This is a genomic window from Sphingobium sp. MP9-4, from assembly GCF_005281675.1.
GTDB lineage: Bacteria > Pseudomonadota > Alphaproteobacteria > Sphingomonadales > Sphingomonadaceae > Sphingobium > Sphingobium yanoikuyae.
Map to the genome: position 1 here is coordinate 26,704 of NZ_LUFI01000019.1, position 19,024 is coordinate 45,727.

The 19,024-nt window shown below is 61.6% G+C and carries 20 protein-coding genes and 3 pseudogenes; 17 read left to right on the forward strand and 6 right to left on the reverse strand.

The window, feature by feature from the left end; genetic code table 11:
- The first annotated feature begins 137 nt into the window (after positions 1-137).
- Positions 138-1,772: a sigma-54-dependent Fis family transcriptional regulator gene (locus tag A0U87_RS03705; protein ID WP_037508782.1), complete on the forward strand. Its 1,635-nt coding sequence runs from the start codon at positions 138-140 to the stop codon at positions 1,770-1,772.
- 117 nt (positions 1,773-1,889) lie between these two features.
- Positions 1,890-3,116, forward strand: coding sequence for an FAD-dependent oxidoreductase (locus A0U87_RS03710; RefSeq protein ID WP_037508656.1), 1,227 nt, complete (start codon positions 1,890-1,892; stop codon positions 3,114-3,116).
- Positions 3,117-3,132: 16 nt separating this feature from the next.
- On the opposite strand, the gene A0U87_RS03715 is transcribed toward A0U87_RS03710, so the two are convergent.
- Positions 3,133-3,918, reverse strand: coding sequence for a 1,6-dihydroxycyclohexa-2,4-diene-1-carboxylate dehydrogenase (locus A0U87_RS03715; protein WP_170978350.1), 786 nt, complete (start codon positions 3,916-3,918; stop codon positions 3,133-3,135).
- Positions 3,919-4,093: 175 nt separating this feature from the next.
- Here A0U87_RS03715 and A0U87_RS03720 point away from each other — a divergent pair, with 175 nt between their 5' ends.
- The 8 genes and pseudogenes from A0U87_RS03720 to A0U87_RS03755 all read left to right on the forward strand — a co-directional run bounded on the left by A0U87_RS03720 (position 4,094) and on the right by A0U87_RS03755 (position 10,087).
- On the forward strand, positions 4,094-5,095 hold the full coding sequence (locus tag A0U87_RS03720) for a dihydrodipicolinate synthase family protein (protein WP_025548219.1): 1,002 nt from the start codon (positions 4,094-4,096) through the stop codon (positions 5,093-5,095).
- A gap of 10 nt (positions 5,096-5,105) precedes the next feature.
- Positions 5,106-6,281: an aromatic ring-hydroxylating dioxygenase subunit alpha gene (locus A0U87_RS03725; RefSeq protein WP_037508651.1), complete on the forward strand. Its 1,176-nt coding sequence runs from the start codon at positions 5,106-5,108 to the stop codon at positions 6,279-6,281.
- On the forward strand, positions 6,278-6,775 hold the full coding sequence (locus tag A0U87_RS03730; RefSeq protein WP_037508646.1) for an aromatic-ring-hydroxylating dioxygenase subunit beta: 498 nt from the start codon (positions 6,278-6,280) through the stop codon (positions 6,773-6,775). The genes A0U87_RS03725 and A0U87_RS03730 overlap by 4 nt, the downstream gene beginning before the upstream one ends.
- 260 nt (positions 6,776-7,035) lie before the next feature.
- A pseudogene (locus A0U87_RS26970) lies at positions 7,036-7,227 on the forward strand (aldehyde dehydrogenase family protein); the annotation flags it as partial.
- Between the two features lie 31 nt (positions 7,228-7,258).
- On the forward strand, positions 7,259-7,624 hold the full coding sequence (locus A0U87_RS26975; protein WP_037508640.1) for an aldehyde dehydrogenase family protein: 366 nt from the start codon (positions 7,259-7,261) through the stop codon (positions 7,622-7,624).
- Between the two features lie 45 nt (positions 7,625-7,669).
- Positions 7,670-9,049 carry an outer membrane protein transport protein gene (locus A0U87_RS03745; protein WP_037508638.1) on the forward strand — a complete coding sequence of 460 codons (1,380 nt, stop codon included), beginning with the start codon at positions 7,670-7,672 and terminating at the stop codon, positions 9,047-9,049.
- Between the two features lie 170 nt (positions 9,050-9,219).
- On the forward strand, positions 9,220-9,660 hold the full coding sequence (locus A0U87_RS26595) for a fatty acid desaturase (protein ID WP_037508636.1): 441 nt from the start codon (positions 9,220-9,222) through the stop codon (positions 9,658-9,660).
- A 247-nt stretch (positions 9,661-9,907) separates the two neighbouring features.
- Positions 9,908-10,087: a transposase gene (locus A0U87_RS03755; protein ID WP_230588535.1), complete on the forward strand. Its 180-nt coding sequence runs from the start codon at positions 9,908-9,910 to the stop codon at positions 10,085-10,087.
- A 77-nt stretch (positions 10,088-10,164) separates the two neighbouring features.
- On the opposite strand, the pseudogene A0U87_RS03760 reads toward A0U87_RS03755, so the two are convergent.
- Positions 10,165-10,542 (reverse strand): annotated as a pseudogene (locus A0U87_RS03760) (replication initiator protein A); the annotation flags it as partial.
- 317 nt (positions 10,543-10,859) lie between these two features.
- Between A0U87_RS03760 and A0U87_RS03765 the strand changes: the two are divergent.
- From A0U87_RS03765 to A0U87_RS03795, 7 genes are all read left to right on the forward strand, one after another.
- Positions 10,860-11,450, forward strand: coding sequence for a recombinase family protein (locus A0U87_RS03765; protein WP_037508635.1), 591 nt, complete (start codon positions 10,860-10,862; stop codon positions 11,448-11,450).
- 167 nt (positions 11,451-11,617) lie between these two features.
- Complete coding sequence (locus A0U87_RS03770; RefSeq protein ID WP_037508634.1) at positions 11,618-12,250, forward strand: sigma-70 family RNA polymerase sigma factor; 633 nt, start codon at positions 11,618-11,620, stop codon at positions 12,248-12,250.
- Positions 12,251-12,392: 142 nt separating this feature from the next.
- Positions 12,393-13,544, forward strand: coding sequence for an ABC transporter permease (locus tag A0U87_RS03775; RefSeq protein WP_080727003.1), 1,152 nt, complete (start codon positions 12,393-12,395; stop codon positions 13,542-13,544).
- A complete protein-coding gene (locus tag A0U87_RS03780) occupies positions 13,541-14,329 on the forward strand; it encodes an ATP-binding cassette domain-containing protein (protein WP_037508633.1) in 789 nt (262 codons plus the stop codon). Before A0U87_RS03775 ends, A0U87_RS03780 begins: the two co-directional genes overlap by 4 nt.
- Entirely contained in the window at positions 14,329-15,264 is a 936-nt protein-coding gene (locus A0U87_RS03785) for an MlaD family protein (RefSeq protein ID WP_137405228.1), read from the forward strand. The genes A0U87_RS03780 and A0U87_RS03785 overlap by 1 nt, the downstream gene beginning before the upstream one ends.
- Positions 15,261-15,899 carry an ABC-type transport auxiliary lipoprotein family protein gene (locus A0U87_RS03790; RefSeq protein WP_037508623.1) on the forward strand — a complete coding sequence of 213 codons (639 nt, stop codon included), beginning with the start codon at positions 15,261-15,263 and terminating at the stop codon, positions 15,897-15,899. The genes A0U87_RS03785 and A0U87_RS03790 overlap by 4 nt, the downstream gene beginning before the upstream one ends.
- 146 nt (positions 15,900-16,045) lie before the next feature.
- The gene (locus A0U87_RS03795; RefSeq protein WP_170978354.1) at positions 16,046-16,591 is read left to right on the forward strand and encodes a hypothetical protein; all 546 of its coding nucleotides are present in this window, start codon (positions 16,046-16,048) and stop codon (positions 16,589-16,591) included.
- 81 nt (positions 16,592-16,672) lie between these two features.
- Here A0U87_RS03795 and A0U87_RS03800 read toward each other — a convergent pair.
- The 4 genes and pseudogenes from A0U87_RS03800 to A0U87_RS03815 all read right to left on the reverse strand — a co-directional run.
- Positions 16,673-17,316 (reverse strand): annotated as a pseudogene (locus tag A0U87_RS03800) (Tn3 family transposase); the annotation flags it as partial.
- Between the two features lie 235 nt (positions 17,317-17,551).
- Positions 17,552-18,016 (reverse strand): DUF4126 family protein, encoded by a 465-nt coding sequence (locus tag A0U87_RS03805; RefSeq protein ID WP_037508620.1) that lies wholly within the window; start codon positions 18,014-18,016, stop codon positions 17,552-17,554.
- A 31-nt stretch (positions 18,017-18,047) separates the two neighbouring features.
- On the reverse strand, positions 18,048-18,506 hold the full coding sequence (locus A0U87_RS03810; RefSeq protein ID WP_346763656.1) for a MarR family transcriptional regulator: 459 nt from the start codon (positions 18,504-18,506) through the stop codon (positions 18,048-18,050).
- 23 nt (positions 18,507-18,529) lie between these two features.
- Entirely contained in the window at positions 18,530-18,955 is a 426-nt protein-coding gene (locus tag A0U87_RS03815) for an organic hydroperoxide resistance protein (RefSeq protein WP_037508618.1), read from the reverse strand.
- Between the last annotated feature and the right edge of the window lie 69 nt (positions 18,956-19,024).

Here is a 19,024-nt window from a genome sequence, read left to right on the forward strand (position 1 = left end):
TGCCAAGGTGAAAAATGGCGCAAACATGCTCGATAAGGGGGATCGGCTCACGCTCGATTGCTTTCAGGGATTGTCATTTGCGTCAATTGTTCAGAAAATCGTGGTGCAGGATTGACATTTTGGTAAAAAGGATGGCGATGAAACAGCTTCCCGGCTACGCCGACCTTACCAAACGCTTGCGCTTTTCGCCCGAGCAGGGCCGCATCTGGCGCGACAGCGAACGATGCGTGCTTTTGAGCCAATCGGCGCTGACCACGCTGCGCAGCCAGCTGGTGGTGCAACTCGGACTGGCGCGGGCGCGACGCCTGTTCTGGGACATGGGCTTTGCGGAAGGCGCGAGGTGCGCGGTCGAGGCGAAGGAACTGCGCCCCGATCGCGGGTTTCTCGAAGCCTTTGCGGTTGGGCCCCAGGCCCATGCGCTGACCGGGTTTGGCTGGACCGAGATTGAGACCTTGGACAGCGATTCGGCGAGCGGCCATTTCCACGGCAGCTTTGTCGTCCACGATTCGATCGAGGCCGCGGTCCATCTGGCAACGGATGGCGTCAGCGCCGATTCGGTCTGCTGGTTGCAAACCGGCTTTGCGAGCGGCTTTGCCAGTTCCTTCGCGGGCCAGCCGATCGTCATGCGGGAGATCGAATGCCAGGGGATGGGAGACGGCGCCTGTCTGCTGCACGCCAAGCCGGAAGCGGAATGGCCTGAACTCGACGACGTCGAGAAATCGGTGCCGCCGCAGATGTTGGCGAACTCGCAGGCCGATCGGCACGAATTCGTCCCCGGCGTTTCAGCCGGGTATCACGCCGTCCGGAACATGATTGAACGCGCCGCTGGGACCGATGCCAGCCTACTGTTCCTGGGCGAGACCGGCGTCGGCAAGGAAGTGTTCGCCAAGATGGCGCATCGCGCCAGTCTCCGAAAGGACGCGCCGTTCGTGGCGCTCAACTGTGCCGCCATACCCGAAGGGCTGATCGAGGCGGAACTGTTTGGCGTGGCAAAGGGTGCCTACACGGGCGCGGTGGCAAGCCGCCCGGGACGGTTCGAGCTGGCGCATGGCGGCACACTGTTCCTTGATGAAATCTCGATGCTGTCCCCGCTGGCCCAGAGCAAGGTTCTGCGGGTCATTCAGGAGGGCGAATTCGAGAGAGCCGGCGATACCAGGACCACGAGGGTCGATGTGAGGTTGCTCGCGGCGTCCAACATCGACCTGGAAACGGCAATGGAAGCAGGCCATTTCCGCGCCGATCTATTCTTCCGGCTCGCTACCTTGCCGATCCAGGTTCCTCCCTTGCGTCACCGCCGCGAGGACATTCCCGGCTTGATGGAACATTTCCGCGCGAAGTACGCACGGCGCCATCGGCGTGAGGTCGCCGGCTTCACTGCCAGATCGATCAATGCCCTGCTGATGCACGAATATCCAGGCAATGTCAGGGAACTCGAACGAATGGTCGAACGCGCGGTTTTGCTGGTGAACGATCGCGAGGCGATCGACCTTCGGCACCTCTTCCTCGGCTCGGATCGCATGCGCATCAGGGCCGGCCTGGCCTTGACCAACGATGGACGGGTGTCAGGCGCCGAGGTCGGTAAAGAACAGGATCAGTCAATCAGTCACTTGGTCGGACTGTTGCGGCAGAAAGGGGAAGGGCTGAAAGCCGTTGAGAGCAGGATCGTCGAAGCCGCGCTGGAAGCTGCGCGGGGCAATGTCGCGCAGGCAGCTCGAGACCTAGGCCTGACCCGGCGGCAGCTTGCATCGCGCCTGGAAAAGATCGGACGGTAGCGAGAGCCTTGGCGTCCATCACTTGCAACGAGTTGTATAATGTGCAATGAAAACCGCTGATTTGGGGATGCGGCGAGCAGCCCGGACGTGGCAAACAGAAAGTGGGGAGAGAACCAAGTGCGCTCGATTGCGATTGTTGGTGCGAATCTGGCCGGTGGGCGCGCAGTCGAAGCCCTGCGGCAGGCGGGGTTCGACGGGCGAATCACCTTGATCGGCGAAGAACCCTGGCGTCCCTATGAACGTCCGCCGCTGTCCAAGGAAGTGCTGTGGGACCCGGCCAACGTCCCGGACAATTTCTTCCTCCAGGACGAGGCCTGGTACGATGACAACCGTATCGACATGCGGCTGGGCACCCGCGCCGAAGCGATCGACCTTGCGGGCGGCGGGGTTCGCCTGTCGGGCGGCGAATTGGTTCAGGCGGACCGGATTCTGCTCGCCACTGGCGGCCATGCCCGCAAGCTCAACCTTGCCGGGTCCAATTGCGCCAACGTCCATTATCTGCGTACGCGCGACGATGCGACCCGCATGGCCCTCGACCTGCGCGAAGGGGCCAGCATCGTGATTGTCGGCATGGGCGTGATCGGCGCCGAAGTCGCCGCCAGTGCGGTGAAACTCGGCTGCAAGGTCACCGTCGTCGAGCCGATGCCGGTGCCGATGGAGCGAGCGCTCGGCCGGCGCTTTGGGCAATGGCTGGGCGAGGAACATCGCAAGCGGGGAGTCGCGACCCATTTCAACTGCGGCGTGACCGGCTTCAGGTTTTCCGACAACCGTGTCAGCGCGGTCGAGGCAGACGATGGCACCGTGATCCCGTGCGATGCCGTGATCGTGGGGGTGGGAATCGTGCCGGCCACCTCGCTGGCCCGCGATGCCGGGATCGAGGTCAACAACGGGATCATCGTCGACCGTCGCTGCCAGACCAGCAACCTGGCGGTTTTCGCGGCGGGCGACGTGGCCGAGCAGGACGGGTTTTTCGGCGGTCGGTTCCGGCAGGAAACCTACCAAAACGCGGCGGACCAGGCGCAGGCGGCTGCTCTGGCGATGCTGGGGCAGGAGGTCTCCTACTGCAAGCCGATGTGGTACTGGAGCGACCAGTTCGATCTCAACATCCAGTTCTGCGGGCAGATTCCGGTGGAAGCCGAGGTGGCGATCCGCGGCGAGATGGACAGCAACGCCTTCGTCGCCTTCTTCCTGGCCGGCGAGGCGATCGAAGGTGTGCTGACAGTCAACCGCGCGCCCGATATGGGGGTGGGAAAACGGCTCGTTGAACGCCGGGCCCGCGCCAGCGCTGCGAGCCTGGCCGACGCCGGTATGTCCTTGCGGGATCTGCTCAAGCAGGCGGGCTGATTAGCCCGCGGCGCGGTCAGCCGATGCCGCCCCCGGCGACGAAAAGTGTCTGGCCTGTGACGTAGGACGCATCGTCGGAGGCGAAAAAGCAGATCGCCGCGGCCAGTTCATCGGGCTCGCCAAAGCGGGCCATCGGCGTATCGCGCAGCGTCTGTTCGAACACCTGGCTGAAGCCCAGGCGATCCGCTTCGGTGGGCGCAGCCGGATTGCGGGGGGTGACCCTGGTCACGTTGACTCCGCCCGGCGCGACGCAGTTGACGCGGATGCCGCTGGCTTCGAGCTCAAGTGAGAGGGCTGCGGTCAGCGCGGCGACCCCGCCCTTTGCGGCGGCATAGGGGACCCGGTTGACGCCGCGTGTCGCAACCGAGCCGATGTTGACGATCGCACCCCGCCCTGCAGTCCGCATGTGGGGCAGAACCGCGTGGCAGCACCACAGTGTCGGCCACAGAGACCGGTTGATTTCCGCGGTGATTTCCTGCGGGGTGTAGTCCCAGTAGGGCTTGGCCCAGATCGTGCCGCCGACGTTGTGAACGGCGACGTCGATTCGCCCGAATCGGTCAATGACCGTCTGATACAGTTCAACAGCGCCTTCGCAGTGTTCCAGGTCCACCGCGACTGCCAGGGCATTGCTGCCTTCCGCCTGGAGCTGTGCGGCCGAAGCCTCGGCCGCCTCCGCTGCGCGGTCGGCGATGACCACGCTGGCGCCTTCCACGGCCAGGCGCCTTGCGGTCGCCAAGCCAATACCTTGCGCTCCACCCGTGACCACGGCCACCTTGTCATGGAATCGATTCAGCAAAGTCACGTCCACATTCTCCCCGTCGTCCGCCCCAGCGAACGAGACCTATTCGATCTTCGGCAATTCCTGCCATTAGCGGCAAGAGCCCGATATTAGGACTTGAAGTGACATAAGGAAAAGCATTACACAATAGCGAACGTCCCGCTCGAGGCGGGCAATTTCCATTGGGAGAGTATGAGTCATGGCCAAACCGTTGTTGAGCGCCGCCGATGTCAAGGGCGCTTGGGCAATCATTCCGACCCCGTCCAAGGATAACGCGTCGGACTGGCGTGCGACCAAGACCGTCGATCTCGATGAAACTGCTCGCGTGGTCAACGGGCTGATCGATGCCGGGATCGACGGCATCCTGAGCATGGGAACGCTGGGCGAAGCCGCGACCATGACCCATGACGAAAAGCTGGATTTCATGCGTGCGCTGATCGACGCGGCGGCCGGTCGGGTTCCGGTTTTCGTCGGCACGACCTGCATCAACACCCGCGATACGGTGGCGCTGACGCGGGAAGCGCTCGCGCTCGGTGCCGACGGCACGATGCTTGGCGTGCCGATGTGGTGCGCGCCTAGCCTCGACGTCGCTGTCCAGTTTTACAAGGACGTTGCCGAAGCCGTGCCGGAAATGAACATCGCGATCTACGCGAACCCGGAAGCCTTCAAATTCGATTTCCCGCGTCCGTTCTGGGCTCAAGTGGCTGAAATTCCGCAGGTCGTGACCGCCAAATATATCGGCGTCGCCAACCTCTTGCCCGATCTGGCCGCGATCCGGGGCCGGATCAAGCTGCTGCCGATCGACTTCGACTATTATGGCGCGGCGCGGATGGATGATTCGGTCGACGCTTTCTGGTCGAGCGGAGCGGTCTGCCACCCGCTGGTGACGACCACCCTGCGCGACCTGGTCGCCCAGGCCCGCGCAAGCGGCGACTGGAGTGCGGCCAAGGCGTTCATGGGCCGCCTCGGCCCGACCGCAGCCCCCTTGTTCCCGAACGGCAGCTTCAAGGAATTCTCGACCTACAATATTGCGCTTGAAAAGGCGCGGATGGACGCCGGTGGCTGGATGAAGGCCGGGCCTGTACGTCCGCCCTACCATCTCTGTCCGGAGCCCTATCTGGCGGGAGCGCGCAAGTCCGGTCAGATGTGGGCCGAACTGGGCAAAGCGCTCGAAGCCGAAGCATTGGGGGCTGCTGCCTAGGAGGATTGCGATGAGCGAAATTGGCTTGACCTGGCCCAAGAACTTCAACGAGGTTCCGAAGGCGGCGTTCACCCGCAAGGATATTTACGCCGAAGAGATGAAGCGCATCTTTTTCGGGCAGGAATGGCACCCGGTCGCGCATGAAAGCGAGTTGCCCAATCCAGGCGATTTCAAGACCTTCCGCTTGGCCGGCGTTCCGCTGCTGATCGCCCGCGACAGGGAAGGCGTCGTGCGGGTGTTTTACAACGCCTGTTCGCATCGCGGCAACCAGCTCGAAACCGCGGTGATGGGGAACAAGACCGAATTCGAATGCCCCTATCACCGCTGGCTGTTCGATGCGAAGGGCGATCTGGTCGGTTGCCCCAACCATCGCGATTTTCTGCCCGGCTTCGACAAGTCCGACTATCCCCTGGCGCAGCCCCGGTTCGACAGTTTCTATGGCCTGATTTTCGTGACCCTTTCGGCTGAAACCGAAACGTTGACGGAGTTCCTCGGCGCGTCGCAGAACACCTTGCGCGAACTTCTCGGCGGGGACGGCAGGCTCAAGCTGCTGGGCTATCAGAAGGTGCGCTACGACAGCAACTGGAAGTCATATACCGACAACGACGGCTACCATGCGCCATTGCTCCACCAGGCATTCAAGATGCTCAATTGGCAAGGCGGCAAGGGACGTCAGTTCACCGCGACGAAACATGGCCACATCTGTTTCGAATCGGCGCTGTCGGTGGTCAGCGGCCCCACAGTGCTCAAGGATGCTTCGCTGATCGCCTTCAAGGGGCAGGACCCTGCGGTCGGCTCGCGCATCGTTTCGCTCTTCCCGACCTTCGTTTCGACTAAGCATCTCGATGTCATCAATTTGCGCTTCGCAACCCCGGTCGATGAAGAGACGGTCGAGGTCCACTACGCCTATTTCGCGCACCAGGACGACGATGAGGACATGGTCCTCCATCGTCTGCGGCAAAGCTCCAACCTGCTGGGACCCTGCGGCCTGATCAGCATGGAGGACGCATCGATCTTCCATCGCATCCATATTGGCAACCATACGCCCGGCAATGCGATTTTCCAGAAGGGCGTGCACGACCAGTCGAAGCTGGAGTCGGAGTTCCTCCAGAACGACGAGAGCGGCAATCTTCCCCGTTGGGAATATTACCGATCGGTGATGGGTTTTGAGAGGGCCGAGGCATGATGCAAACCGACACCACGCTCGAATCCGCGCTCGACGCCCTTTTGATGGCCGATGCAAGCGCGCTCGATAGCAAGGACATGATGGGCTGGCTCGCTAACTATTCCGAGGAAGACGAGGCCTCCTATATCTGCCGTGCCGCCGAAAATTCGGAAAATGGTCTCGCCCTGGGGTTCATGTACGACGATTGCCGATCCCGGCTCGAGGATCGCGTCACTTTCGTGAACGATATCTGGGTCGGTACGTTCCAGGACTATCGCACCCGTCACTTCGTCCAGCGCGTCGCGTATCAACGCGCCGATGCCTCTACTATCTCGATGCGATCGAATTTCTCGCTCTTCATGACGCCCACCGATAGCGGCATCACCCAAGTCCTGGCTGCGGGTCAATATCTTGATACCATCCGTTTGGAAAAAGCCGGTGCGTTGAAGCTGCTGTCCAGACGGGCCGAGCTCGATACGTCCGTTCTGCCCCGGTATCTGGTATATCCGATTTGATATCGGCTGCTGAACATTGCTGAAAGCGCCAGCCATGGTTGGAATTCTCAATGGATAGCAAAGTGCCGATGATCGGCGCCCATGCGCGCCTTGTCGCGCCTGCAGCACTCGACGCGTACAGGGAGCAACCTCGTGGTTTCAGGGGCAATATGGCAGTAGCTATCGTGCGCAGTTTTCCGATCGTCTGCTGGATGAGAGCGCGGACCAGAACGTCAAGATTATGGATGCAGTGGGGGCCAGACCTGCAGTTGTCCGGTGGAATGCCTACACGAGGTGTGGGCCGGTCAGCGTGGTGGGCCATTACGCCTTGGGAACTATCCACTGGCGCTCGGTTCCTGGAAGATTGCTTCGGCGCTGGCCCCGGATGCACCGTGGTCGTCAAGCCTTCCGAGCTGACCCCGCTCAGCACGATGCGCCTGGCCGAGCTGTGCCTCGAGGCGGGCCTGCCCGCGGGCGACCTTAACATCGTCAACGGCTATGGCCATGAAGCGGGCGAGGCGCTCGCCAGCCACCCGGGGTGTCGACAAGATCACCTTCACCGGATCGACCGCTGTCGGCAAGAAGATCGTCGAATATTCGCTGGGCGACATGAAGCGGGTCACGCTCGAGCTTGGCGGCAAGTCGCCGAGAATCGTGTTTGACGATGCCGATCTCGATCAAGTGGGGCTGGGCGCCGTACTGGCGATGTTCTTCAATTCGGGCCAAATCTGCTTCGCGGCCATCCGGCTGTTCGTCCAGGACAGCGTCTACGACAAGGTGGTCGATGCGGCCATTACCGGGCTGACCCACCATGGCATTTCGGTCGACGACATTCACTACGACAAGTTCACAGACAGCAGGGATCAATAGGCCGCGATCGTCAGCATAGGCGACGCGCAAGAAGGGAGACGGGGAATGAAAAGCAAGTTAGTATTGGCATCGGGTTTCTGCATGGCGCTGTTCTGGTCCGGCAGCGCTCATGCCACAGAAGGCTTCAATTTCATCGGCTATGGCCCGACGTCGATCGCGATGGGCGGAACCGGCGCGGCCTACGACATCGGCCCGGCCGGCATGATGATCAATCCCGCAACGCTCGCGCTGATGCCGGACGGATGCGACGGCCAGATCGGTGGCGACATCATCACCAGCAATCTCAAGATCCGGAATACCGCAACGGGCGAGGTCGCGCATTCCAACAGCGAGGGCACCAATAACGGGCCCTATTATGCGCCGGAGGTCGCCTTCGTCTGCCGGAAGGGGCGATACACGCTGGGCATCGGCTCCTTCGCGGCAGCCGGCGTTGGAACCCAATATGCCGCGGACAGCTTTCTGTCGCGCACCGTCACCAATACCACCGACACGGGCCTGCGAAACTTCTCTCGCATGCTGACGCTGCGGATTCCGGTTTCAGCCGCCTACCAGGTGACGGACAGGCTTGCGGTCGGCGGCTCGCTGGACGTGGTCTGGACCTCGATGAACGTGGGGCTGCTCCTCGACACATCACAGATCGGGACGCTCGCCGCCCAACAGCGCCTGTCCGGGTCGCTGGTGCCGACCCTGCTCGGCATTCCCCAGCTCTCGGGTGGCTATTTGAACTTCACCAACCACAGCATCGTCGGCGGAGCGGCCGAGGGTTGGGGCATCGGCGGCAAGCTCGGCGCGACCTATCAGGTATCGCGCAGAACGCGGTTGGGCATCGTCTATAGTTTTAAGACCTCGGTCAGCGATCTCACCGGCCACTCGACGCTTACCGCGGTGAGTGCGGTGGCCGGCAACATCCCGCTCAGCGGGAAGGTGCGGGTGCGCGATTTCCAGGGCCCCGCGCAATTCACGGCGGGCGTGTTCCATGAGTTCTCGGACAGGCTCTCCGTGGCGGTCGACTATCGGCGCGTGTTCTGGGGAAGCGCGATGAAGAATGTCTCGGTGGGTTTCAAGGACGACGCTTCGGGCGCCGACATCAATCTGTCCTTTCCGACCAACTACCGGGACACCAATGTGGTCGGCGTGGGTGTGCAATATCGACTGACCCCGCGCTTCGCGGTGCGGGGCGGCTTTCACTATGCGGACGAGCCCACCCCGGGCCACGGGGTGTTGGCGATCATCCCGTCCACACCGACCACCGACATCACGGGCGGCGGTTCCTGGGCGCTCGGCAAGAACAGTGCCCTCGATTTCGCTTTGACCTATGCCTTTCCCAAGAGCGTGTCCAATGACGGGCCTCCCAACACGGCCGCGCCGATCGAAGCGACGCATAGCCAGATCGCGGCCTCGATCGCCTTCCGGAAGCACTTCTGAGAGTCCTCTCTGATTGGGGCTGTTGAAGTCAACTCCTGTCGGCTTTTCCGGTTCATCGCACGGGTCACGCGCTTCTCTTCGCGGTCGGCGCTGTGGCCGCCGCATGATGGGGTCAGGAGAGCAAGGCGTCTCAATCTGTTTCACGACCTTGCGGGGATTGGCGCTGCAGGTTGGGGGCTCTCAACGAGATCACCTCGCCCATCGTCCCCGTGGACGATCCGGATTTCGCCCTCTCGGGCAAAAATTTGTTCTGCGTATGCCTCAGATCCTTCTTTCAGGGTTATGCCGCCAACGCGGCAGGCTCCTTGCCGAAGCGGAACTCGGTGGCATCGGCCCACTTGCGATGCAGGCCCTATATGGCGACGACCATGCGGTTCGGGCTCGAATGGCTGCTGACCCCCCTGCTGGTCTATCAGAACTATCACCTGATCCATCACCTTTATCCGGAGATACCCTTCTACCGGATGCACAAGGCCTATTACCTGCGCTACGATGAGATCAACGCGCAGGACATTCCGCGGCAGACTGCATTTGGGCTGGCACCGGAAAATATCGAATCGCACCGGGCATTCCGGCGGATGAAGGATGCGATAGCGGTTCCTGCCGAGTAGGAACGACTCTAGACAGCGTAGTTTTAAGGCGGCGCTATATCAACTTTGCCGGCCGCATGGTGTTCATAGTCAACAAGCTTCCGATCATGCTGGTAAATCTCGGTGGCGCACCCAGCTCGTCACCGTGGCAATTGTGGCCCGCTCGAGTTTGGCTTGTCCGTAAGCGGAGCCCTGACCCCACCTTGCGGTCGTAGGAAGCAGCGCCGAGTCTCCGCGCCCTGACGGACTGGGGTGCGCTGCTACTATGATGATCACGAGTGATGATCCTGTGAGCAAGGGCGCGCAGCGGTTTGAGGTATTCACGGGCGCGGGCAAGCGACGGGACTGGCCGCCTGAGGTAAAGGCCTCGATTGTCGCCGAGTGTTACGTAGGTGAAGGTGTCAGCGCCGTCGCGCGCCGTCACGGGTTGGATCCGTCGCAAGTCTAGGCCTGGCGACGGGATTTGCGGAAGCAGTTCGAGGCTGACGGTCGTCTTCCGGCAACACCTCGTTCGGAAGCGCCGGTCTTCGTGCCCTGTAGCCGTTCCAGCGCGTCCGACAGGCGCGTATAGGAGCGGGCCGAGCCGTTGACGCCGGTGACGTGGAATAGGTCGTGAGCGGTAAAATAGAAGTCCTGGGAGACGTCCACGCCGGCCTCCAGCTTCGCCACCATGAGGCTCGCGATGTAAAGCAACACCTCTTTGTCGTAGATCGTCGCAACGCCCTTCGCGGTGGCGACGATCTCGATCGAAACCGCGTCGGTCTTGTAGGCGAGCGGCTTGGTCCACTTACCCTTGCCCAACGCAAAGAACGGGAACGCCATCAGCGACCGTTCGCCGCGAACCTCCTTCAACAGCGGGCTATCGAGCGAAAACAGGTCGCCCTGTTGGATAGGCAAGCTCATGTGGTCCGCAGCCCCATCGGGTTCCGGCCGGTTGTCGAAAGCACGAAGATTAGGGCTGCTGCCCGGTGGCGCTCCCCTGTGATGGCCGATTTTACGGTCAAAGTTCGTGCTTTCGATAACCGGACGACGGCGTTGGCATCGCCATTCGTGCTTTCGGAAACCGACGGACGGGACAGCCCCCGCGGCCTTCTCACAAACGATCGATTATGAAGCGGGACCATGTGAGAAAGCATAGCAGGCGTGCAGCACGTATCAAAACACTTTCTCGATTGAGCTGGCTCGTGATAGGTGCGGACGGTAAGTTTTGAGAATAACCCATGCTGATTGGCTACGCCCGCGTCTCGACGCCCGAACAGGATCTAACACCTCAGCTCGACGCGCTCCGCGCGGTGGGTTGCGAGCGTACATTCACCGACAAGGCTAGTGGGTCCAATGCCAATCGTGCCGGCCTAGCTGAAGCCCTCTCGCATGCGCGCTCCGGCGACATACTGGTAATCTGGAAACTGGATCGGCTAGGTCGAACATCCAAGGGATTAATCGATCTCTCAATCGAGCTGGAGATGCGCGACATTGGTCTGCGCTCGATAACCGACGGTATCGACACGTCAGGAACGGCTGGCAAGTTCGTGTTCCGCATTCTCGCTGCATTAGCTGAAATGGAGCGTGATCTCATTCGCGAGCGCACTACAGCCGCACTGATAGCCGCAAGGCGCGAGGGGAGGGTCGGTGGGAGAAAGACAGTGATGACCTCCAAGCGTATTGAAGCAGCTCGAAGGCTGTTCGCGTCGGGGATGACGGTGCGCGAAGTCGCGCCGGCAATCGGCGTATCGGTCCCTACGCTCTACCGGCATTTTCCGGCGTCTGCGCAGGATGCAATCGGCGCGGAGAAGAAAGGCGACGATGCCTAAAAGAGATCTTTGCCGATCTTCGGCCGTATCAATCTTACTCTATAGCGGGCACAGCTCCGATCGCCCGGGACGGGACGAACCGGGCTCGAAGCATTCTAGCCGGCAACATTCCCGCCTTGCGTACCCTATATCACCTGAGGGCAGGAAAAGCCTGTCCGGAGAACAAGATGCCGCCCGAGGTGCCCGTCCATGCTTCCCCAGTCGCCATGCCCGACGATCATTTCGGAGCGGCACTGATCGAGCAGACGGCCGCGCTCAGCGCTTATGCCCGGCGGCTGACCGCGGGCGGTGCGGACGCCGACGACCTCTTGCAGGATACCCTGCTACGCTGCTGGAGCGCGCGGGCCAGCTTCGCGGCCGGGACGAGCCTGATTGCCTGGGCTCGAACCGTGATGAAGAACAACTTCCTCACCGGTCGTCGTCGCGCCCGCTTTCAGGCGGACCTTCCCGAGGAGGCGCGCGACCGGATGCTGAAGGTGGACGAGACCCAGAGCCTCGCCATCTGGCTGCGGGATGCGGATTGGGCGCTCGGCGAACTGCCGCCCCATCAGCGCGAGGCGGTGCTGCTGGCGAGCCAGGGCGCGTCGATCGAAGAGGCCGCGATGCGGCTCGGCGTTACCACAGGAACGGTCAAAAGTCGCATAGCGCGGGGCCGCACTCGGCTGCGCGCGCTCATCGAGGAGCGATCGACGCCGCTGTTGGCGGACAGAGACGGCCGGGACGAGGCCGCACCAGCGGCCGATCGGTCTGCCAGACCGAGAAAGAAGAAACGGGACTGGCGGGGCGTAAAGATCGGATAACTCTGTTTGTTGACATGGGGGAGGGCGGGGGATCTTTAAAGATTTTAGGCGACAAGGACATGACGACATGATTAGTTCCATAAGTTGCTCATTCTGGGCTTGTTCCTCGATGATTAGCGTTTAGGGGAGATATCGGTTTTTGATGAGCGTGCCGGGCCACAACCCCCCCTTTGAAGTCGGCGTCGAGTCCGCACGTTACGAGCTGCGCCAGTCTGGCGAAGGGCTCTGCCTTGCGATTGGCGGCGACTGGACCGCATTCGGACTGGGCAACCTGCCAACGGAAATCATGCGGTCGCTCACCGAAGGTTCCCGGCCCAAAGCGCTGGACGTTCAGAGCCTCGGTCACGTGGACAGTGCGGGTGCCTTGGCACTCGTCGAAGCGCTCGGCTCAACAGCGCCGCTGGAGGCCAGTGATCGTCAGGATCTTCGCCGGCTCGCGGATCTGGTGGGCGCACCGTCCGAAGCCCGCCAGGTTACCGAGCCCGCAGCCTCCGCCATTAACACGTTCTTTGCTCGTATCGGCAGGCAGGTTGAAAGATTCATAGGCCAAATCTGGGCGGTGATGGATTTCCAAGGGCGCCTGGTTGTCGCGCTAGGCCGGCACCTCAGGAACCCGAAGCGCTTGCGCCTGACACCGCTTTTCAGCGTGATGGAGCAGGCGGGCATCAATGCAATTCCGATCGTGATGATGATGTGCTTCTTCATCGGTGCGATCGTGGCGCTTGTCGGCGCCAACCTGCTTTCGACGTTTGGCGTTTCCGCCTTCACCGTGGAGCTGGTCGGCGTAGCCATCTTGCGAGAGTTCGGGGCGGTCATCGCCGCAATCCTGTTTGCCGGCCGGTCCGCTTCTGCTTTCGCGGCGGAGATCGGCGCAATGCGCATGAACCAGGAAGTCGATGCGATGAAGGTTATGGGCGTTGACGAATTCGACGCCCTCGTTGTGCCGAGGGTCCTTGCCGCGCTTCTGATGGTTCCGATCCTGACCTTCTGTGGCGACATCGGCGGCATCCTGGGCGGACTGCTGGTCAGCTGGGCTACGATGGACATCAGCCCGGTCTTCTTTCTCGAACGCACAGTCGACACCGTGAGCTTGACGCATTTCTGGATCGGGCTCGTCAAGGCGCCCTTTTTCGCCTTGGTGATCGCCGCCGCGGGATGCGGCAAGGGACTTGCGGTCAGCGGCGATACGGAAAGTCTCGGCAGGGGTGTCACCTCCGCCGTCGTCCAGTCGATTTTCCTGATCATCATGTTTGACGCGATCTTCGCCGTGATCTTCATGGAGCTTGATCTGTGACCGGCGATGCGCCCGATCGTGGAAGCGCAGCGCCGCCGATCCGCGTCACCGGTCTGCGAACGGAGTTCGGCGACACGCTTATTCACGACGATTTGAATCTCGACGTGAAGGCGGGGGAAATCCTCGGGCTCGTCGGCGGATCGGGATCAGGCAAGTCGGTTCTGCTAAATACGATACTCGGACTAAAGACGCCCGATGCTGGTAAAGTCGAACTGTTCGGCCATGACATTCAGGAGGGGGGCGAGCGCGACGAAGTCGAGCGGCGGATCGGGGTCCTTTTCCAGAACGGAGCGCTGTTCTCGGCTCTGACCGTGCAGGAGAATGTCGAGGCGCCGTTCCTCGAGCACTCAGACCTGCCGATGGAACTTGTTGGAAAGCTGGCTGCGCTCAAGATCAAATTGGCAGGACTACCCGAAGACGCCGGTGCGAAGAAGCCGGCGGAGCTGTCGGGCGGAATGAGAAAACGGGCCGGAATCGCGCGAGCGATCGCGCTCGATCCAGCGCTGCTCTTTCTGGATGAGCCGACTTCCGGTCTCGATCCGATTGCCGCAAATGAGTTCGACGAGTTGATCCGGACCCTGCGTGACGCACTTGGCCTCACCGTTTTCCTGATCACCCATGATCTCGATACGCTCCATGCAATCTGCGACCGGGTCGCCGTCCTCGCCGAAAGGAAGGTCATTGCCGTCGCGCCTGTGGAAGATCTCGAACGGTCGGAACATCCATGGGTAAGAGACTTTTTCCAGGGGCCGCGCGGGCGCGCCGCGCAAAGGACTTATAACTGATGGAGCGTCACGCCCACTACGCCTTGGTTGGTGTAATTTCGACAATCGTCTTCATTGCGGCTGCCGCCTTCGTGATCTGGCTCGGCAGTCTGCAAATCAACCGGAAGGTCGATGATTATCGGATCCTCTTTCGCGGACCCGTCCGAGGCCTGAGCGAGGGCGGGGAAGTCCAGTTCAACGGAATCAAGGTAGGCCAGATCGAACGGATCGATCTGGACCCACGCGACCCCAATCGGGTCATCACCGATATTCAGATCAAGGCTGGAACGCCGGTGCGCGATGATTCGATCGCCACTCTCGAAAGCGAGGGCATTTCCGGCGTAAGCATAGTCCAGATCAGCGCCGGCACACCCAGTCGTCCTTTGTTGAATAAGGTCTCGAAGGAGGAGCGCCCCGTCATCCGTAGCAAGGGCAATGCGCTCTCGTCACTCCTGCAGGGGGGCGGACAACTGATCCAGAAGGCTGCGGATGCGCTTGACCGCGTCAACCGTGTACTGTCCGACCGAACAATCGCCAATGCCGAGAAAACATTTCAGAACGTCCGGGAAACCTCAGACGCGCTCGTCGAGAACCGCGCAATGTTTGATCGTGCAAGTTCGGCACTGGCCAAGCTAGACCTTGCCGCGACGGACATCCAGGACGCGGCGCGATCCGTGCGCACCATCGCCAACGGCGACGGGCGCCAGGCCTTCTCCGACATTTCCGATGCTGCCGCTGAACTAAAGCTCGGGATCCGCGACGCGCGCGGAGTCATCGCAAAGCTGGACACGCAGAGCAGCGCTATCGGGACGACAACCTTGCCTAACATCAACGCAACAATGCTAGAGCTCCAGGAAACAGCGAAATCACTGGATGGCCTGATACGCGACGTGCGGCGCGATCCGCGCGCCACGCTGACAAAGGGCTCTGGCAAGGAACTGGAGTTACCACGGTGAACCGGATCGGGAAAATCGCTCCCTTGGGCCTCGCCTTGCTGCTCGGCGGTTGTGTGGGCTCACTGCTCGGCGGCGGGAAGCCCGACAATCTTTTTCGGCTGGAAACCGCTCTTGATCCGCCTGTACAGCAAGCATCCGCCCCCGCTACCCGCAGGGGTGTCATTTTCCTGCCGATCGACTTCGCAGCCGAGGCACGAAGCGATCGGATTCTTGTCAGCCGCGGGGCTGAAACCTTGTACCTCAAGGATGCCCGGTGGGTCACTCCGGCGCCGGACATGCTGGCTGGACTGGCAAGAACCGTGTTCGCCGCGCAGGCATCCGAAATTCTGCTGACGACACCGCGCCAGGCAGCCGGCGTCGATTATGCTCTTCAGCTATCGGTCGATCGGTTCGAGGCCGTTTACGCACCCGCAGCGGGTAAAAAGGACCCGCCGGTCGTGCGCGTGGAGGGCGAGGCGCGCCTGTTCCGCATGAGCGACCGGACGGTGGTGGCGACCCGCCGCTTCGAGGCCGATGCTCCGGCGCAGGACAACCGGGTGAGTGCGATCGTCTCGGCGTTCAGCGTGGCCACGGATCAATATCTCGTCCAGCTCGTCGAATGGACGAGGGTCCGTACTCAATCAAGCAGTCCGTAGTGACGTAAATTGTGCCCGAGTTTTTCTCGGGCGTTTTGCCCCGAAAACTTGAATGGAAGTGCCAAGCTATGATTATTGGTACGGAGATTTCAAACTGCCATGGTAATTTGATTGCAACGTTCAAACGCCTATTGCGTTACGTGCGCATGCTATCACGTATTCCCAAACTGGCGCTTATGGCCATTTTAGTTCTTCCAGCAACCGCTCAGGCTCAAGAAGTGCGTCCAACGACCCCATCCACGGAGGAGGACAAGAGGCCCGTTGCTAACACCTTGAACAAGGCGGGCGACATCGCGACCCAGCCAGTGCGCGACGTGGGCGCCAAAAAACGCGAAATACCTCCCGTTTTAGAACGCGCTGCTCAAGACCCATATGCGACTACTGGGGCGCGTACATGCTCCCAGATCAGCGCTTCCATGGCCGAACTCGGCGAGGTCCTTGGCCCAGACTATGTGCCGGGACATGGCACGAAGGAAAATCGCGCTGGCAAGCTCGCCGAAGCCGGCGGTAAGACGGTCGTGAACGCGCTCATCCCGTTTCGCGGGCTAGTTCGGGAGGTGAGCGGGGCGGCACCGGCAGAACGCCGCTACAATGCCGCGCTGGACGCGGGACTTGTCAGGCGCGGCTTTCTTCGCGGACTGGCCGTTGCACGCGGTTGCAAACTGACTACCGCTCGGCCGATAAAGGGATGATAAAGTTGGATACCTCCATTTTAGAGGGCATAGCGTGGATGGTACGCTAAACAACGCTTAGGGCGAACAATCAGCGAACGTTCAGGCGACGCGGCTATCGGGCGGCAGATTGAGGACCTTGCGGCCAGCGGAAGCGGCGGCGTCCATGTAGATCGTGTTCCAATGACGATCGCGGCGATGACCAGGTTGAGGCCGGATGCCCGATATTGTTGCGCCTCATGGCTGCGGTCGATGATACGGCCCTGGCGGAAGGTGTAGATCGCCTGCGTCAGGGCATGGCGTTGTTCGCTGTTGTTGAGGCCGGGATGGCATCGCCGACGCAGATCGGGGTTTTCGAGCCAGTCGAGCATGAACAGCGTCCGCTCGATCTTGCCGATTTCCTGTAGCGCGACGTCGAGCTGGTTCTGCCGCTCATAGGCGGCGAGCTTCGGGAGCATGATCGATGGGGCGACGTGGCCGGCCTTGATCGATCCTACGAGGCGCAGCACGTCATCCCATTGCTCGCCGATGATGTCGGTGCGGATACGCTTGCCCAACAGCGGGGTGATGGACGGATAGGCCGTGACCGGCGCGATCGGCGCGAGCCGTCTGTCGGGAAAGTCGCGCAAGCGCGGGCAGAAACGAAATCCCAGCATGGCGCACAGGGCGAAGACATGATCGGTCGCCCCGCTGGTGTCGGTGTAATGCTCGGCGATTTTCAGTTCGGTGCCGTGGCTGGTGAGGCCGGCCTCAGACCCGGTTCTTGCGCTCGATCGGCAGCAAGTCTTGGGCTAAAGACGGTGATGCGGCGCGTGAAGTCGCGCCGGCGATCGGCGTGTCGATACCTACACTCTACCGACATATTCCGGCGTCGGCGCAGAATGGGATCGGCGCGGAGGGAGAAGGGGATGAATCCCAGCAATGAAGTATTGGGCGAGGCCCTTGGTCTTCTCGATCTGACGCTAAGCCCAGTAGGAACGATCAAGCCTGATGCGAGACCAGGGAAGGATTGCTAACGGCTAAGCCGCTGCCGAAGACGATCGCATCCTCGACAAAGCCGGTGCCGGTCTGGCCAAAACGCCGCATGGACCACCTGCGCGCCGCAAGGCCGGCGTGGGAGGACGCCAGCGCTGCGCCAACTGCAATAACAGCACCCAACACGCGCTTGTCGCGCGGCGCCAGCGCAGCACCCGCGTAGGCTGCGGTGACACTGCGAACGGCCAGACCGATGGGCACCGTACGATCGGGCGCTGTCTTCATCTTGTCGCCCGCCATCTCGGCTGCCGCCATGACAGCAGTGCCGGCGGCGATGATCGGGTTCAGCATCAATTCCTGGAGCGGAAGGTGGGGCGCGATCTCCTGCCGGCGGGTGGCCGTGGCAATCACGGCCAGCGGGGTCATGCCGCGCTGACCCGCCACCAGACCGATAAGGAAGGAACGTAGCATCTGACTTCTCCAACAAGGAACGAGGAGTTTTTCAAGCGGCCTTTGACCCTCGGGAACGCGTGCTATGCTGCGCCAGGATGGAAACCAGATCGCGCACGCTCTCGCGCAGCGCATCGACGCCCTCAGCGTTGTAGCCGTTCGCCATAGTCTCAGGAACGTGCAAGGCTTGGCTCCGAAGCGTCTCGCCCCGTTCCGTCAGCGTGACCAAAACGCGCCGCTCATCGTTCGGGTCGCGGGCGCGGGAAAGCAAACCCGCACCCTCCATCCGCTTAAGCAGCGGGGTCAGCGTGCCGCTGTCGAGATAGAGTCGTGCACCCAGAGCCCCTATCGTCTGCGGCTGCTGTTCCCACAACACCAGCATGACGAGATATTGTGGATAGGTGAGATTCAACTTCCTCAACACCGGGCCATAGAGGCGGCCCAACAGATTGGTCGCTGCATAGAGCGGGAAGCAGATTTGGCGGTCGAGCAGGAGCGGATCTTCCTCCAACCCCAAGGTCAGCCGCGCGTCGCTCACCGCGTGGTCACGTCGAGTTGAACGTCGATATTGCCTTTCACCGCGTTCGAATAGGGACAGACGGCATGAGCAGCCTGAACGATCTTCTCGGCTGCCGCCTGATCGACGCCCGTGATCGCAATGCCAAGCGTTACGGCGAGCCTGAAGCCACCCCGGTCGTCGGGGAGCAGCCCCACTTCGCCGGTCACCTCGACGTCCTCGTCGCGAACCCTGTCGGCCTGCACACGGGTCACATGAATGACCGCATTCTCGAAGCACGCGGCATAGCCGGCCGCGAAGAGCTGTTCGGGGTTGGTGGCACCGCCTTTGCCGCCAAGTTCCTTTGGCATCGCCAGTTGCAGATCGAGGATACCGTCTTCGCTGCGAACGGTCCCGCTGCGTCCTCCGATAGCCGTGACCTTGGTAGTGTAGAGATGGCCCATAGGTTCTCCTGCCAGATTTGCGATTCCTATTGCTGGCGATTTAATCGCGCGCAAGGCATTATCGTTGGC